This window comes from Ruegeria sp., assembly GCF_965221235.1.
Classification (GTDB): Bacteria; Pseudomonadota; Alphaproteobacteria; order Rhodobacterales; family Rhodobacteraceae; genus Ruegeria.
In genome coordinates, this window is record NZ_CBDCRS010000004.1 from 296,177 (window position 1) to 311,156 (window position 14,980).

At 58.1% G+C, this 14,980-nt stretch carries 15 protein-coding genes; 5 read left to right on the forward strand and 10 right to left on the reverse strand.

Features of this window, described 5'->3' with window-relative positions; genetic code table 11:
• Nucleotides 1-20 precede the first annotated feature (20 nt).
• Nucleotides 21-629, reverse strand: a complete 609-nt coding sequence (locus tag ACOQOY_RS04450; protein ID WP_420584279.1) for a tetratricopeptide repeat protein — start codon at nt 627-629, stop codon at nt 21-23.
• 30 nt (nt 630-659) lie between these two features.
• Between ACOQOY_RS04450 and ACOQOY_RS04455 the strand changes: the two genes are divergently transcribed.
• The 3 genes from ACOQOY_RS04455 (at nt 660) to ACOQOY_RS04465 (ending at nt 3,830) form a co-directional block, all read left to right on the forward strand.
• The gene (locus ACOQOY_RS04455) at nt 660-950 is read left to right on the forward strand and encodes an SCP2 sterol-binding domain-containing protein (protein WP_420584280.1); all 291 of its coding nucleotides are present in this window, start codon (nt 660-662) and stop codon (nt 948-950) included.
• Nucleotides 950-1,927: an alpha/beta fold hydrolase gene (locus ACOQOY_RS04460; RefSeq protein ID WP_420584281.1), complete on the forward strand. Its 978-nt coding sequence runs from the start codon at nt 950-952 to the stop codon at nt 1,925-1,927. The genes ACOQOY_RS04455 and ACOQOY_RS04460 overlap by 1 nt, the downstream gene beginning before the upstream one ends.
• Before the next feature lie 82 nt (nt 1,928-2,009).
• Nucleotides 2,010-3,830: a M3 family oligoendopeptidase gene (locus ACOQOY_RS04465; protein WP_420584282.1), complete on the forward strand. Its 1,821-nt coding sequence runs from the start codon at nt 2,010-2,012 to the stop codon at nt 3,828-3,830.
• Here ACOQOY_RS04465 and ACOQOY_RS04470 read toward each other — a convergent pair whose 3' ends face one another.
• The 3 genes from ACOQOY_RS04470 to ACOQOY_RS04480 are packed head-to-tail and all read right to left on the reverse strand — an operon-like array spanning nt 3,831 to nt 6,025.
• Complete coding sequence (locus tag ACOQOY_RS04470) at nt 3,831-4,706, reverse strand: DMT family transporter (RefSeq protein WP_420584283.1); 876 nt, start codon at nt 4,704-4,706, stop codon at nt 3,831-3,833.
• Nucleotides 4,707-4,720: 14 nt separating this feature from the next.
• Nucleotides 4,721-4,990, reverse strand: a complete 270-nt coding sequence (locus ACOQOY_RS04475; RefSeq protein ID WP_420584284.1) for a DksA/TraR family C4-type zinc finger protein — start codon at nt 4,988-4,990, stop codon at nt 4,721-4,723.
• 57 nt (nt 4,991-5,047) lie between these two features.
• Nucleotides 5,048-6,025, reverse strand: a complete 978-nt coding sequence (locus ACOQOY_RS04480) for a Gfo/Idh/MocA family protein (protein WP_420584285.1) — start codon at nt 6,023-6,025, stop codon at nt 5,048-5,050.
• A 154-nt stretch (nt 6,026-6,179) separates the two neighbouring features.
• Here ACOQOY_RS04480 and ACOQOY_RS04485 point away from each other — a divergent pair, with 154 nt between their 5' ends.
• On the forward strand, nt 6,180-7,358 hold the full coding sequence (locus tag ACOQOY_RS04485; protein WP_420584286.1) for a dipeptidase: 1,179 nt from the start codon (nt 6,180-6,182) through the stop codon (nt 7,356-7,358).
• Between the two features lie 159 nt (nt 7,359-7,517).
• Here the strand turns inward: ACOQOY_RS04485 and rpoH are convergent, their stop codons facing one another.
• Nucleotides 7,518-8,414 (reverse strand): RNA polymerase sigma factor RpoH, encoded by an 897-nt coding sequence (gene rpoH, locus ACOQOY_RS04490; RefSeq protein ID WP_420584287.1) that lies wholly within the window; start codon nt 8,412-8,414, stop codon nt 7,518-7,520.
• Between the two features lie 145 nt (nt 8,415-8,559).
• Nucleotides 8,560-9,594 (reverse strand): RluA family pseudouridine synthase, encoded by a 1,035-nt coding sequence (locus ACOQOY_RS04495; protein WP_420584288.1) that lies wholly within the window; start codon nt 9,592-9,594, stop codon nt 8,560-8,562.
• Here ACOQOY_RS04495 and ACOQOY_RS04500 point away from each other — a divergent pair.
• Nucleotides 9,593-9,898, forward strand: a complete 306-nt coding sequence (locus ACOQOY_RS04500; protein ID WP_420584289.1) for a DUF6476 family protein — start codon at nt 9,593-9,595, stop codon at nt 9,896-9,898. The genes ACOQOY_RS04495 and ACOQOY_RS04500 overlap by 2 nt on opposite strands.
• A 3-nt stretch (nt 9,899-9,901) precedes the next feature.
• On the opposite strand, the gene ACOQOY_RS04505 is transcribed toward ACOQOY_RS04500, so the two are convergent.
• From ACOQOY_RS04505 to ACOQOY_RS04520, 4 genes are all read right to left on the reverse strand, one after another.
• On the reverse strand, nt 9,902-10,885 hold the full coding sequence (locus tag ACOQOY_RS04505) for a hypothetical protein (protein ID WP_420584290.1): 984 nt from the start codon (nt 10,883-10,885) through the stop codon (nt 9,902-9,904).
• 31 nt (nt 10,886-10,916) lie between these two features.
• Entirely contained in the window at nt 10,917-11,915 is a 999-nt protein-coding gene (locus ACOQOY_RS04510; protein WP_420584291.1) for a glycosyltransferase family 2 protein, read from the reverse strand.
• A gap of 131 nt (nt 11,916-12,046) precedes the next feature.
• Nucleotides 12,047-14,044 (reverse strand): hypothetical protein, encoded by a 1,998-nt coding sequence (locus tag ACOQOY_RS04515; protein ID WP_420584292.1) that lies wholly within the window; start codon nt 14,042-14,044, stop codon nt 12,047-12,049.
• Entirely contained in the window at nt 14,041-14,976 is a 936-nt protein-coding gene (locus ACOQOY_RS04520; protein ID WP_420584293.1) for a hypothetical protein, read from the reverse strand. Before ACOQOY_RS04520 ends, ACOQOY_RS04515 begins: the two co-directional genes overlap by 4 nt.
• Between the last annotated feature and the right edge of the window lie 4 nt (nt 14,977-14,980).

Sequence of the window (14,980 nt, forward strand, 5' to 3'; positions counted from 1 at the left end):
TTGCCCCCTGCCCCGGTTCTTCAGAGGGCCGAGCCCTCGACCTGAGGCTTCAGTCGATTCACCGCATTGGTTACTTCTTCGTGATGGGGATGTATAGCCAGCGCGCGCTCATAGGTCGCTAGCGCTTTATCAGGCTGTTGAATGATCTCGAAAATCAGGCCCAAACCAAAAATAGCCTCATAATGATTGGGGTTTAGCGTCAGCGCGTGCTCAAGATCTGCGGCAGCCATGCCAAACCGATCCATCCCGAAAAACGCCGACGCCCGCAGGTGCCAGCCTTCGGCAAAGTCCGGTGCATGGTCTGTCAGGGCTGTCAGATGTTCAATCGCGGTCAGCGTATCCCCGTCATCCAACGCCTCGCGCCCGCGCTCAAGCAGCAGATCGGCCGAGGCCGAACCCGATTGCGACCACAGCGCCTTGAGCTGGCGGTCGATTCCAATCGCCTGTTCCGGTGTGGATTGCGCCAATTGCTGCAACAGCGCGACCTCATCGCGCAGGTCCGCCTGCTGCGCCAGCGAACTGGTGGAAAACATGACCGTGACAAAAAGTGCCGCGACGGTACGTTTGAGATTGATGATTGCAATGCCCATAACAATGTTCAGTGTAGCGTTGCGACCGGGGATGTCCATTCACGGCGCACTAACAAAATGAGGAATACCATGAGCGACATTCTGGAAAAAGCGGCAGCCGCGCTGAACGAAAAACTGTCTGGCGGCGCATTTGACGCTTCGGCCAAGTTTGCCATTGCTGATCTGGGCGCAATCGTACTGGACGCTGACGGCGCGCGTGTCAGCGATGATGAGGCAGATGTCACCCTGACCGCAGACGCCGACACGTTCGAGCAGATCCTCAGCGGCGACCTGAACCCGACCGGTGCGTTCATGTCCGGCAAGCTGAGCGTGGACGGCGATATGGGTATCGCCATGAAGCTCGCCTCGGTACTGGCCTGATGGAGTTTTCGCCGGCCCCTTTCTACGAAGACGTGGCCGGCGGCCCCGCTGGTGGCGCAGCCCATTGGGTGACAACTGCGGATAACACCCGCGTCCGTGTCGGCCATTGGCTACCCCAAGGCGACGCAATCGGCACGGTGTTCATGTTCCCCGGCCGGACGGAATATATTGAAAAATACGGCAATGCCGCGGGTGAATTCGTCAGCCGGGGCTACGCATTTCTGGCCGTTGACTGGCGCGGTCAGGGTTTGGCTGACCGCCTGCTGGACGACCCGCGTATAGGACATGTCGATCAGTTCACAGATTACCAGCAGGATGTCCACGCCACGTTGGACCTTGCTGCCAAGCTTGCCCTGCCGAAACCTTGGTATGTGATCGGACACTCGATGGGCGGTGCTATCGGCCTGCGCGCGGTGCTCGAGCGCGATTGCTTTGCTGCCTGCGCCTTTACCGGCCCGATGTGGGGCATCTTTTTCACCCCGATCATGAAGCCGCTCAGCCGCTTGACCGCTTATTGGGGGCCACGGATCGGCCTGGGGGAAAAGACACCTCCGACCACATCATTGGAAAGCTACGTTGTTTCGCAGCCTTTCGAAGGTAACGTGCTGACCCGTGATCTGTCGATGTATCAGATGATGAAAGACCAATTGGCAGCACATCCCGAGTTAGCCCTGGCCGCGCCATCAACGATCTGGCTGCGCGAGGCTCTCGACGAATGCGCCTGGCTGATGGAGCAGACCGCGCCCGCAACCCCGTGCCTGACCTATCTGGGCAGCCATGAACAGATTGTTGACCGCAAGGCCATTCGCGCGCGTATGGCGAACTGGCCCAACGGCACTTTGGTCGAAATCCCCGACGGTGAACATGAAGTGATGATGGAGGCCCCGGACGTCCGTGGCCCGGTCTTTGACCAACTGGCAGCACATTTTCAGGACGCGCCAACCTGCATATCTTCCGGGCCGACGCTCTCCGCCTGAACAAAACCTCACGCAAAGGCGGCTTGTGGTTCAGGCCGCCCGCGCCTAGATGTTTGCCAAAGCAGATTTTCCGAGGTGATCCATGCGCGACCTTCCCTTTCCTGTCCGTGACGCAAACGCAGCCGGTGGAACCGGCGATCTTGGCAACCTGCCGGAATGGGATCTGACTGATCTGTACAGTTCGGAAGACGCGCCGGAACTGGAACGCGATCTGGAATGGCTTGAGGGCGAATGCGCCGCCTTTGCTGCTGATTACGAGGGCAAACTGGCTGAACTGGACGCCGAAGGCCTCCTGACCTGCGTACAGCGCAACGAGAAGATCAATTCGATAGCTGGTCGCATCATGTCCTTCGCCGGTCTGCGGTATTACCAGCTGACCACCGACGCCGATCGCGCCAAGTTCCTGTCAGATATGCAGGAAAAGATCACCGTTTTTACCACGCCGCTGGTGTTCTTCACCCTTGAGATCAATCGCATCGAAGATGACCTGCTCAAGGCGCATTTCGACGCGAATACCGATCTGGCTCGCTACGAACCGGTGTTCCGCCGTATCCGTGCGATGAAGCCTTATCAGTTGTCCGACGAGTTGGAGAAGTTCCTGCACGATCTGGGCGTTGTCGGTGACGCTTGGGAACGCTTGTTCGACGAAACCATCGCCGGGCTGACCTTCGACGTTGACGGCGAGGAACTGAACATCGAAGGCACCCTGAACCTGCTGACTGAACAGGACCGCAACAAACGCGAAGCCGCCTCGCGCGAGTTGGCTAACGTGTTTCAGGATAACATCAAAACCTTCGCTCGCGTCCACAACACGCAAGCCAAGGAAAAGGAAATCGTCGACCGCTGGCGTAACATGCCGACAGCGCAAACCGGTCGCCACTTGTCCAACGACGTAGAGCCCGAAGTGGTCGAAGCCCTGCGCGAGGCCGTTGTTGCCGCCTACCCCAAGCTCAGCCATCGCTACTACGAGCTAAAACGCAAATGGCTGGGGCTGGACGTCATGCAGGTCTGGGACCGCAACGCGCCGTTGCCGATGGAAGACACCCGCACCGTTGGCTGGGATGAGGCCGAGAAAACGGTGATGGACGCCTATAACGCCTTTGATTCCCGTATGGGTGAGATCGCAGCGCCCTTCTTTTCCAAAGGCTGGATCGACGCTGCGGTGAAACCCGGCAAAGCGCCGGGTGCCTTCGCGCACCCGACCGTGACGGACGTCCACCCTTATGTGATGCTCAACTATCTGGGCAAACCGCGTGATGTGATGACACTGGCGCATGAGTTGGGCCACGGCGTGCATCAGGTTCTGGCCGCCGATCAGGGCGAGATGCTGTCTTCGACACCACTGACGCTGGCCGAAACCGCCTCGGTATTCGGGGAAATGCTGACCTTCCGCAAAATGCTGGATAAGGCCGAAACCAAAGAGCAGCGCAAGGTTCTGCTGGCCGGTAAGGTCGAGGACATGATCAACACGGTCGTGCGTCAGATCGCCTTCTACGACTTCGAATGCAAACTCCACGCCGCCCGCCGCGAAGGTGAGTTGACCCCGGACGACATCAACGCCCTGTGGATGAGCGTTCAGGCAGAAAGCCTCGGCCCCGCGTTCGAATTCATGGACGGGTATGAGACCTTCTGGGCCTATATCCCGCACTTTGTCCACTCGCCCTTCTACGTCTACGCCTATGCGTTTGGCGACGGCCTCGTGAACGCGCTTTACTCGGTCTACGAAGGTGGCGCGGACGGGTTCGAGGAAAAATACTTTGAAATGCTGCGCGCTGGTGGATCGAAGCACCACAAGGAGTTGCTGGCTCCGTTCGGGCTGGACGCAAGCGATCCCAAGTTCTGGGACAAGGGCCTGTCGATGATCTCGGGCTTCATCGACGAACTGGAAGCAATGGAAGACTGATCACTTTTGATTTTTGGTCGTTAGGAACACGGCGGCCACAATCAGCACAGCGCCAAGGGCCGCAATCGGAGTGATTGTGGCCCCCAGAAACAGCGCCGAATTTACGAAAGTGAACACGACCGACGCGGCGAACATCAAGGTCGCCGTCAGCGTCGACAACCGCGCGGCGGCCTCATACCAAAGGTAGTAGGCCAGCGCGGTTGGCAACACGCCCAACAGGATTAGGAACACTACGTCATTGGCCGTTGGCACCTGCAACGAAAAGGCGGCCAGCGGCAATAGCAATACGCCCGCACACAAGAAAATGCCGAACAAGAAATTCAACCGTTCTCCGGTTGACTTGGAACTGCGCATCGCACGGCTGCTGGAAATCAGGAAAACAGCCCAGCTGAGGCCCGCCCCGATTTCCAGGAAATCGCCGTACAAGGGCTCTCCGCCCCCCTGAAAATCCCTGTAAACGGTTAGAAATACACCCAGAATGGCCAGCGCAGTGGCCAGTACATCTGTTCGCGTGACCGGTGTGTCGGCAAAGAAATACAAAAACACCAGAACAAAAAACGGAGCGGTATTTTCCAGCACCATCGCATTTGCTGCGCCGGTGTATTCCAGCCCGATATGGAACAGGATGTAGTTTACAACGGTCGACAGAACCGCCAGCCGAAAGTTCCAATCCCCCAGCCGGATCGACACCGAAACCCGCATTACGCGCAACATGCAGTAGATGGCAAGGGCAGCAATGAATAGCCGCGTCACCGCGATCTGCAAGCCGCCAAGGTCACTGGTGAGATAGCGCACGATCACGCTGTGCGTACCCCAAAGGAACGCTGCCAGAAACCCGAGAACCAAACCGTTTTGCATCAGTTTGGTATCAGGCATCCCTCAGGCCTCGCTTATTTCAACTGGCTGTCTTTGGAACCGCGCCGGTTGATACCGGACCGCGACTTGAACGCACCGTCGCGTTCCTGCTGGCAATCCAGACACAGCTTGACGCCCGGCAAAGCCATACGCCGTTTTTCAGGAATAGGCTCTTCGCATTCAGCACAATGGGTCAGGCTTTCGCCCACGGGGCGCTTCTGCGCTTGCATGCGGGCAAGCTCGTCCGAGATGGACGCTTCGATCTGTTCACTTACCGCGCCGTCGCGCGCCCAGCCGCCAGCCATGGGTCTTCTCCTGTTGGGTGACGGGCAGAATAACCGAGGTGCATAACGCGTGGCAAGTCAGGGTAGCGAAACTGCCCCTTCAAAGACCCGGTCAATCATTGCTTGGGTGCCGCGCGAGAATTCAAGCGGACAAGGATACTCTGCCCCCTGACGAACCGAGTTGCAAAATGCCTCGACCTGCAACTTGTAGTGATCTTCGCCCGGAAAACGTGTGACCTGCACCTCAAGCCCCGGTCGGTGCAGTTCAACCCGCGCCTCACCAAAGACCCGCGCATTGAAGGGTGCGGTCAGACGGATCACCCCGCCCTCGCCGTGGAACACCATCTCTTGATGCGGGTGCATTCGGATCGAGACATAGGCGGAATAGGTGAAATCCGGGAACTGCGCGCGGATTTCCGTAAACGCATCGATCCCGTCCTCCCACCGGATCGTTGACTCGACCACTTGTGGCTCTTGCCCGGTCGCATAGCGGGCACTGCCGATCACATAGACGCCAATGTCCCGCAATCCGCCACCGCCTGTCTCGGCCCGGTTTCGGATGTTTCCGGTATCCGCACGGTTGTCAAAGCTGAACGCGCCAGTCACATGCACCAACTTGCCGATGGCCCCGTCAGCGATCAGCTGTCTCACAAGCTGCCACTGCGGGTGGTGGACGATCATATAAGCCTCAGCCGCCAGCAACCCGGTCTGGTCACGTATTTCGATCAGAGCATCAAACTCATCAGCACGCATGGTCATCGGCTTTTCGCACAACACATGCTTGCCTGCATCCAGCGCTTTAAGGCTCCAGTCCGCGTGCAGATGGTTTGGCAGAGGGATATAGACCGCATCAATCTGCGGGTCCGCCAACAGCGCGTCATAGCTGTCATAGACCGTCAAATCGGGGCAAAATGCCTGAAACGGAAGGGCCTTGTCGGCGCTCGATGTGGCCAGCCCGGACAGCCGCGCCCCGTTGGCCGCGTGAATTGCCGGGGCCATGTATTGGCGCGCAAATTTCGCGGCCCCCAGAACACCCCATTTTACCGTTTCCTGCATAGTCCCCTCCAACATCCGTTACATCCCGTCGAATCTGAAAGTTATCGCTAACGGGCCTACTCGGGACTTCTGTAGCAACCAAAAGACGCAAAGTCAGTCTTTTCTCTGTCGATGATCGCCGTAATCTGCATTCATCTTTCAGGAGACCACAGAAATGCGCAGATTTTTCAAATGGCTGGCCGGGCTGCTCGCGATCGCCGTGATCGCCGGGGCGGTAGTGTTTTTTGGATTTCTTCCGTCCTATATCGAAGCCGGTCGCAACAGTGTGATCGACCACGAACCTTATGATGTGTCGAACCAAGCAGCCGAACTGCACGAAACTCTGATCGTTGGCGACCTGCACGCCGACCCCCTGCTGTGGCGTCGTGATCTGACCCAGCGCGGGACCCGAGGACAGGTCGACATTCCCCGACTGATCGAGGGCAATGTGGCACTGCAAGTCTTTACCGCCGTGACCAAATCCCCGGCCGGGCAGAACTACGAGGCGAACTCGGCCGACAGTTTTGACAACATCACCCTTCTTGCCGTCGGGCAATTATGGCCCGCGCGCACCTGGCGCAGCCTCATGGAACGCGCCGTTTATCAGGCTGAGAAACTGCATCGGTTTGAGGCAGCCTCGGACGGGCAACTGAAAGTCGTGAAATCCCGCGCCGATCTTGAGGCGGTTCTAAAGGCCCGCGTCGTCGGCCAGCCTGTGGTGGGGGGCATTCTGGGCATCGAAGGCGCCCATGCGCTGGATGGCGACTTGGAGAACCTCAACACTCTGTTCGACGCAGGACATCGTGTCTTTGGTCTGCACCACTTCTTCGACAACGAACTGGGCGGCTCGCTGCACGGGGTCGGTGAGACCGGGCTGAGCGATTTCGGACGTCAGGTTGTGGCCGAGCTAGCGCAGCGACCGGTGGTTATCGACCTCGCCCATTCCAGCCCGCAGGTCGCCCGGGATGTAGTCGCAATGACAGATGTCCCATTGATCGTCAGTCACGGAGGGCTGCACGGTTTCTGCCCGGTCAAACGAAACTTCCCGGATGATCTTATGCAAGAGATTGCCGCAACCGGCGGCGTGATCGGAATGGGTTACTGGGCGGACGTTACCTGCGGGGACATCACACCAACCGGCATTGCCAAAATGATAAAAGCGGCAATTGCGACTGTGGGCGAGGATCATGTGTCATTGGGATCGGACTATGACGGTTCGGTCGAGACCGCGTTCGACACATCGGAACTGGCCGCTTTAACATCCGCGCTTCTGGATCAGGGGTTGAGCGAAACGCAGGTGCGCAAGGTGATGGGCGAAAACATGGTCCGGGTTTTCCGGCAGCAGCTGAAGTAGATCGGGAATCGCGGGTAAAGCGCTGTTGCTAAATATTTTTCCCATTGCGTTGCCGCTACCGTACACCCCGAGCTATGTTCAAGCCGTGTGGCCGGACTCAATCACCACAACGAAAAAGGCCCGCCATCGCGGCGGGCCTTTCTGTTAGTTCTGCAGGCGTTACATCGCGCCCAGCATACCCTTTTCACGAGCCAATTCCCGCATCTTCTTTTGCAGCTTTTCAAAGGCGCGCACTTCGATCTGGCGAATGCGTTCACGGCTGACATTGTACTGCGTGCTCAGCTCTTCCAGCGTAACGGCCTGTTCCATCAGGCGGCGCTGAGTCAGGATGTCCTTTTCCCGATCATTCAGGACGTCCAAAGCAGCCGCCAGAAGCTCACGCCGGGCATCCAGCTCGTCGCGGGCTTCGTAGTCACCGGCCTGATCGGCATCTTCGTCCTCCAGCCAGTCCTGCCACTGCATGGTGCCTTCGCCCTCGGACCCAACGGTCGCGTTCAGCGAAGCATCGCCACCGGACATCCGGCGGTTCATGCTGATGACTTCTTCCTCGGTCACACCCAGATCATTGGCGATTTGCGCCACGTTCTCGGGGCGCAGGTCGCCCTCTTCCAATGCACCGATGCGTGCCTTGGCCTTGCGCAGGTTGAAGAACAGTTTCTTCTGCGCCGAGGTCGTGCCGAGTTTCACCAGCGACCACGACCGCAGAATGTATTCCTGGATCGAGGCACGGATCCACCACATCGCATAGGTCGCCAGACGGAAGCCCTTTTCAGGATCAAACCGTTTGACCGCTTGCATCAGGCCCACATTTGCCTCGGAAATCACCTCAGCTTGCGGAAGACCGTAGCCGCGATAACCCATAGCGATCTTCGCCGCCAGTCGCAGATGCGAGGTGACCATTTTATGAGCCGCTTCAGTGTCTTGCTCTTCCACCCAACGTTTGGCGAGCATGTACTCTTCTTCCGGTTCCAGCAGCGGAAACTTACGAATTTCCTGCATATAGCGGTTCAGTCCGCCTTCCGGCGTCGGCGCGGGGAGATTTGCGTAATTTGCCATGTTTCATGTCCCTCCGACAAATGTTTAAGTCGTTAACATGGATATGGGAAGCCGTCCCAATCCGTTCAAGAGGTACCGTTAACAGTTTGGAATTAACGATTGATAAAGGAAAGCTAAGAAATTGTTATTCACGCAACTTTGCGCATTATGTCAGTGGCGCGCGAAGCTGTTCAATCAATTTCTGCATGTCTTCCGGTAACTCGGCCTCAAACCTCAGGTTTTCGCCTGTCACCGGGTGCTCAAACCCCAAAACCGCTGCATGCAGAGCCTGTCGCGGAAACGCGCGCACGGCCTCGGAAGTGGCAGCGCTAAACGCCTTTGCAGCCAGTTTGCGCTTACCTCCATAGACCGGGTCGCCCACCAATCCATGCCCCGCATGGGCCATGTGGACGCGAATCTGATGGGTACGTCCTGTTTCCAGCCAGCACTCAATCAGCGCCAGCCCGGCCGGATCACCGAACGTTTCAACCAGCCGCGCGCGTGTGACAGCGTGACGCCCGCCGTGGAACAACACCGCCTGTCTTTGGCGGTCAGTCTTGTGTCGGGCCAGTTGTGTGGTCAGGCGCATGATATTGCCGGGTTCAAAGCTGACGCCTTTCACCCCACGCAGGCGCGGGTCATTCGCATCCGGCACGCCGTAACAGATCGCGCGATAGTAACGCTCGACTGTGTGTGCCTCGAACTGAGCAGCGAGGCCATGATGCGCCGCGTCCGATTTGGCCACCACCAGCAAGCCGCTGGTTTCCTTGTCGATCCGATGCACGATACCGGGGCGCTTTACCCCACCCACACCGGACAGGTCGTCACCGCAGTGATGCAGCAACGCATTCACCAGCGTCCCGTTCGGAGACCCCGGCGCAGGATGCACGACCATACCCGAAGGTTTGTTTATGACGATCAGGTCGGCATCCTCGAAGACCACCTCCAACGGAATATCCTCGGGGCCGATATGACTGTCCTCGGCCTCGGCCACGGTGATAGAGATGGTCGCGCCTTCGGCCACCTTAGCCTTGGGATCAAGCACGGCAAAGCCGTTGATCCGCACGGCACCTTCGTCAATCAGCTTGGCCAGCCGCGTCCGCGACAGGTTTTCATCCGCTGGCACATCCCGCGAAAGCGCCTTATCAAGGCGTGGCGGCGGATCGGCCGCGATTTGAAATTCAATCTGACGGGTGCCCATGACTGTCCCTTCCGAACCCCAAGAACCGCAGGAAACTCCACAGCTTCGCCTGCTGCGGAGAATGGTCATGCTGCTGACCGCGGTGATGATTGGCGGGGTTCTAGTGACATTCGCACTGATTGTCATCCGACTATCGGACCGAACCCCCACCCTGCCCGATCAGGTTGAACTGCCCGATGGTGCAAAGGCACAAGCCGTGACCATCGGCAGCAACTGGTACGCGGTGGTTACAGATGACAACCGCATTCTCATCTTCGACAAGACAACAGGCCGCCAGCGTCAGGAAATTGCGATCGAACCCTAAAGGTCACTCCTCAAGCGCCATGCGAAATACAATCTCAGAGGCATGGCGCAACGCCTCGTATTCCTCGGGCGCGTCACGGCGGAATTTCTGATCCTCGGCGCTCAGCTCAACCGGTTGAAAAAGCTGTGGCCGGTCTGCAAAGAATTCCTGATGAAACTCGTTGTCATGTCCCGACAGGAAATCGTCCAGCCAAAGGCGCTCATCCGGTTCCAGCACATCGTTGCGCCGCACCATGACGGGATCATCGACCACGCGGCGGCGCAAGCGGCGGCTTTCCTTCCGCCCAATCGCGCGTGACACGATCCCAAAAGCCTCGCTGGCCGCGCGGGATTGGGATGGGTTCGACGGTGGGCTGACCGCGCCGCCATCGGGCAAATCCACACCCACACGAGACATGAAATCGTCGACCACATGGCCCTGCACCATCTGCGAGCGCTCGTACAGCATCGGCTCGACAACAACACCCGGGAACGCCGCCCGGATCTGTTCCATCTTGGCCGCAAACGTGAACTCGGCGGGGTTTGCCCGGACACTGGCCAGCCGATCCCGCACGAAATCGGACGCTCCGCTGTTCAGCCGGCCATTCTTGGCCCGCTGCTTGTAGTCGGCTTCGAGAAAGTCGGAATACCGGCGGCAATAGAAGGCAATCCGCAGCGCGCGCGAGGGGATGTCAGCGAATATCTGCGCCAGCGTATTGAGGTTGCAGGAATAGAACATCTCGGACGATACAAGACAGGTCTTGCTGCGATGCACCTCATACTCGGTGGCCATCATTTCCCGAAACGGATCAACGGGTTCGCCGCTTTGGTTGATGTGAAAAGCGATGATATTGTGGCTGATCGCAAGCCGAGTGCTGCCCTCAAGCCTGCGACGCCCGGCCTCCATATAGTGCAACCCGGCCTCTTCGAGTTGGGCCGCATTGTGCCGCACATAAGCCTGCAACGCCGTCGTGCCGGTCTTGGGCATGCCGATATGCAGCCACAGCATCAGAAGCCTCCGTTTTCCAAGCCTGCTCCGCTCATTCCCCAAGCTGGGCGGCAAAGCCTGCTGTCATCTGTTGCATCAGGTCCTGCATCTCGGGCTGTTCGCGCAGTTGTGCGATTTCCTGACGGTGCAGATCACAGGATTGATGGTGCAGTCGGGCGGTTTCAGCATCGGACAACAAGTCGTAGTAGATATCCCGCTTGCGCTCCAGCACCACGTCGATCGAGCCATCCTCTTCGGCGTTCTGATTCATCATGGTCCAGTATTCCATGCCCAGACTCTCGCCCAGATGATGCGCGCGGCCGCGCATTTTCTTGACCAGGTAGCTCTCGCACGATTTCAGCGCATAGTGGTTGACCTGAACGAGATCATAGCCAACGGAATCCCGCGCCGACCGCCAGCTTTGTGTGTAGTACCGGTCGGGCATTAGCTCACCTGACCCATTGTACCAGTGACACTCCACCATGGTTTCGACTGTCGGACGTTTGGGCCGGTGAACGCCCAACGCATCCCACAAACCGCGTTGGAACATGGTTTTGAAACCCCAGGCCTGCGGCGGGCGGATGGTCCGCAGACGCGCGGCCTGCCGGAATTGATCCGAAAGAAACCGGTCCTCATAGCGGATGACACCCGCGTTTCCGAACAGCCTCCACGTCATTGAGATCGTTTTTGCATCCGGCATGGCCTCGGTCAGCGCCCGCAGGGTGTGATCTCCGGTTTTGACGTTGATGTGTTCATCGGCGTCGATCACCACGACCCAGTCCTGCGGTCGGGCGATCTCCATCTTCATGAACTTCCGATAGGCGCGTTTCTGCGGGCTGGTCTGACGGCGAGAGTTGTTGTTGACATGTGTCAGCACCCCCCGCTCATCCAGGCGCTGCAACAAGGCATCGGTGCCATCTGAGCAGTCGTTGGTCATCACCACAATCTGGTCGACACCGATTGCAAGGTTATGCGCCACCCATTCCAGAACAAAGGGGCCTTCGTTCTTCATCGGGGTCACGCTGATGTATCGGGGGTCCTGATCAGACACTTACTCGCCTCGTCTTTTACCGCTCGTGCGGTTTGCGTTTGATATGATGCGGCCTGTATGCAGCGCGGAGCATATGCCGAATGCCCCCCATGACCAAGAGTGATCCGTCCGGTAATTGATATCCTGCGCCATCATGATTGCGTGCGCGCCAACTGATTTGAGAACCGCTTGTAAGGCGGGAACAGATCATGGGCCTTTTGCAAATAGGGCCGCGCTTTGCCCTTGTTGCCCCGCCGCAGGTGAATTTGTCCGGCGACGCCCTGAATCGACGCTGTTGCCTCATCAATGTCTGCTGATTGCAGAATCTGATTTTCCCCCTGCTCAATTGCACCGGATCGTTCCAGCAAGCGCCCCATTGCAAAGATCAGAAACGGGTTGTCCGGGTCACATGCCAACGATTCTGCCATGGCCAGACGCGCCTGAGCCTGATCACCCTCGGCTTCGTAAAGCTCAGACAGGCGTTTGTGGTAAAGTGGGTTTTCAGGTCTTTGCGCAACGATGCTACGTGTTGAATCAATAGCCTTCGCATGAGGCATCTGTCCGGTCTTCGCTCGCAGAGCAATCTCGAAACTCTGCTTCCGGGGATCATCGGCCGGGATACCACCGGCACGTTCGAGGCTCTCGACCAACAACTGAATCCGGGCCGGATTGCTGAACAGTCTTTTGGCTTTTTGGTCCAACGCCAGATCAGACCAATCCAACAGCAAGAAATCAAAATTGCAGGGCAACCGGATGAGCGCTTTTCTCTGCGCCACGTGCGAATTGAAATTGAACCAGGGTCGCCTGAGTTCCCGTTGCAGAGACCAATCCGTTGGCGGCAGCAGACGCAGAGATAGCTGATCCCGGTAAAAAGCACGGGACCCAAGGACAACCACATCCGGCCGCAGCGGTTTTGCCCAAAATGCCTGACTGAATGATCGCGCCGCGCGCCATCTCTTTTTCAGGCGACCCAGAATCGCGCACCGCAGCGCGCACAGAACGGCAAAGTCTTCTGGCCATAGATTTTCGTTTTTCAAAGCTTCTTCTGTCATGGCCAGCGCTTCGTGCCACCGTTCAAGGTAAAACAGGTTCAGCGCCTGAAGCAGAGGCATAAAGGCATTGTCCGCGCCCGCCTCCAACAAGGGGTTCGCAAGATCCAGTGCTTCCTGAGAACGATCCTCGGCACCGAACTGAAACATATGAAACAGGGCTTTTGCATAAATGTGCGAGGCTTCCGAGACATTCAAAAACCCGCCAGAGCCGCCCTGCAACCTGTGAATGACCCGCTCGTTCGCCGCGTGAAATTCACCTTCGCTCAGCACATCGCGAAACACCTTCCGCTGCTGGCCCGATATCCGTGCAGCCGCCATCGAAAAGGCAGAGATAACCGGCGCCACCACCTGATCGGCGCGCGACATGGTGTAAAGCTCGAGAAAATCGCGCTTGGCTCGCGTCATACCGGACAAATCCGCGATATCCGACATCTGCAGCAGGTCCGGGAACTTTTCCTGAAACCGGGTGATCAGTTCCGGCTGATCCGAGAACATGATGGCCGTTTGCCCGGCATTCTTAGCAAGATGCGCCTCATACAGCTCTTCGGGTTCGATCTTGGCGGGCCATGTCGTATGCTTCCAGGGCAAGCCATTCAGGATATCTCCGCGCCGGATGTGATATGCGGACACGCCCTGCCCTGACAATCTGGCATCCGCCCGGTCCATAATGGCGCGAATTTCTTCGGTGAAGCCGATCTGGTGGATGAACTGGCGATAGCGTGGGCGAATGGCTTCGATATCCTCCCACGGGAAGGCCAGAACCTCAAAGCCTTCCTCTACCAGAACCGAGCGGCCTGCGTTCAGGTGTTCGATCAGGCGCTGCGGGGACTTGTCACCCTGAAACGCCCAAATCGGTAGCGCGTTTTTGTTGAGCGCGTCGAACTCAGCCGACTCGAGAAAATGTGCATCCATCCACTCGGTCGAGAACAGCTCTTGCGGGTGATCCAGTTCAGGCGCATCCGCCCCCTGCGGGAACCAGTTCACCTTGTAAGTGGTGTCAAAATCCTCGGCCAGCCGGATACAGGTCAACATCATCAACAGACGCGCGCCCATCCGGTCTTTGCGCTGCCCGATGAACACCCCTTTTGCCGATGTCATGAAGACCCCTCGGCCAGTGCGGCGCGGCGTAGAACGCGGAACCGGCGGCGAGCCTGCTGTACCAGCCGCGGATGCCGCTCGCCCGCGTGCGCTTCGATGGCGCGCATTACCATAGGCAACCTGCGTCGGGCGCGCATCATGCTGTAGAACTCGGACGGTTCAAGTGTGCCTGCCATGGCCTGCTGCATGACCGGCTTCAAGATATCGAGTTTGCGCAGCATCGGCGCGGCAAAATGGTTCGAAAACCATGTCTTGAGCAAAATCACATTTTCACCCTGCAAGCGCGTGATCTGACGCCTGTCTAGGTCAAAAAACGGATCATAGAACACATAGGCTTTGCCCGCCTGCCCCACCGTTTGCGCGGCGTCGCTCAAGGGCAGATCCCAATCCTGTACCTGACCGAAACGGTAGCGGGTCTCCCACGGCACCAGACGTTCATCCAGCGAGGTCTGCGGGTTGAACGCGATCACATTGGCTCCGGGAACCAGGCTGGAAAAGGTCAACGCCCCAAAACCACCCATCGAGGCGCCGGCAAAGACGACCTGATCGTATTTGTCGAAAAAACCCTCGGCGGCCCGGTTCTGGAAATACGAAATAATCTCGGGGTCACGGAACCAGGCCTTTGTGCGGGCAAAGACACCCATATGCGACCATCCCTCGTCGCGGAAGAACTTCCACCCCCACGGCTCGCGTGCAAAAGACAAGTCATTGGCGTTGGCGATATTGTCAAAGCTGACAACCAGTTGCGTCGCAGAGCGCTGGTTGAACAGCACCGAATGCCTGTCCAGCTTTTGCAGGAAACCGGACCCATCGCCACCGGGATAAATCTCGACAAACCACGGCGGAGCGGGGTCGGTCAGAATACGCTCATACCCCGTTTTGCGGTCCGGGTGATCAGGTTTGAGCTGCTCTTTTGAAAGGTCGTCTGCCATGGTG

Excerpts from the sequence above, each read along its gene's own strand:
- ACOQOY_RS04505 (WP_420584290.1), bottom strand. The coding sequence starts at position 10,885 with ATGCTGTGGCTGCATATCGGCATGCCCAAGACCGGCACGACGGCGTTG.
- ACOQOY_RS04450 (WP_420584279.1), bottom strand. The coding sequence starts at position 629 with ATGGACATCCCCGGTCGCAACGCTACACTGAACATTGTTATGGGCATT.
- ACOQOY_RS04515 (WP_420584292.1), bottom strand. The coding sequence starts at position 14,044 with ATGACATCGGCAAAAGGGGTGTTCATCGGGCAGCGCAAAGACCGGATG.
- rpoH (WP_420584287.1), bottom strand. The coding sequence starts at position 8,414 with ATGGCAAATTACGCAAATCTCCCCGCGCCGACGCCGGAAGGCGGACTG.
- ACOQOY_RS04480 (WP_420584285.1), bottom strand. The coding sequence starts at position 6,025 with ATGCAGGAAACGGTAAAATGGGGTGTTCTGGGGGCCGCGAAATTTGCG.
- ACOQOY_RS04460 (WP_420584281.1), top strand. The coding sequence starts at position 950 with ATGGAGTTTTCGCCGGCCCCTTTCTACGAAGACGTGGCCGGCGGCCCC.
- ACOQOY_RS04485 (WP_420584286.1), top strand. The coding sequence starts at position 6,180 with ATGCGCAGATTTTTCAAATGGCTGGCCGGGCTGCTCGCGATCGCCGTG.
- ACOQOY_RS04495 (WP_420584288.1), bottom strand. The coding sequence starts at position 9,594 with ATGGGCACCCGTCAGATTGAATTTCAAATCGCGGCCGATCCGCCGCCA.
- ACOQOY_RS04475 (WP_420584284.1), bottom strand. The coding sequence starts at position 4,990 with ATGGCTGGCGGCTGGGCGCGCGACGGCGCGGTAAGTGAACAGATCGAA.
- ACOQOY_RS04455 (WP_420584280.1), top strand. The coding sequence starts at position 660 with ATGAGCGACATTCTGGAAAAAGCGGCAGCCGCGCTGAACGAAAAACTG.
- ACOQOY_RS04520 (WP_420584293.1), bottom strand. The coding sequence starts at position 14,976 with ATGGCAGACGACCTTTCAAAAGAGCAGCTCAAACCTGATCACCCGGAC.
- ACOQOY_RS04470 (WP_420584283.1), bottom strand. The coding sequence starts at position 4,706 with ATGCCTGATACCAAACTGATGCAAAACGGTTTGGTTCTCGGGTTTCTG.
- ACOQOY_RS04500 (WP_420584289.1), top strand. The coding sequence starts at position 9,593 with ATGACTGTCCCTTCCGAACCCCAAGAACCGCAGGAAACTCCACAGCTT.
- ACOQOY_RS04465 (WP_420584282.1), top strand. The coding sequence starts at position 2,010 with ATGCGCGACCTTCCCTTTCCTGTCCGTGACGCAAACGCAGCCGGTGGA.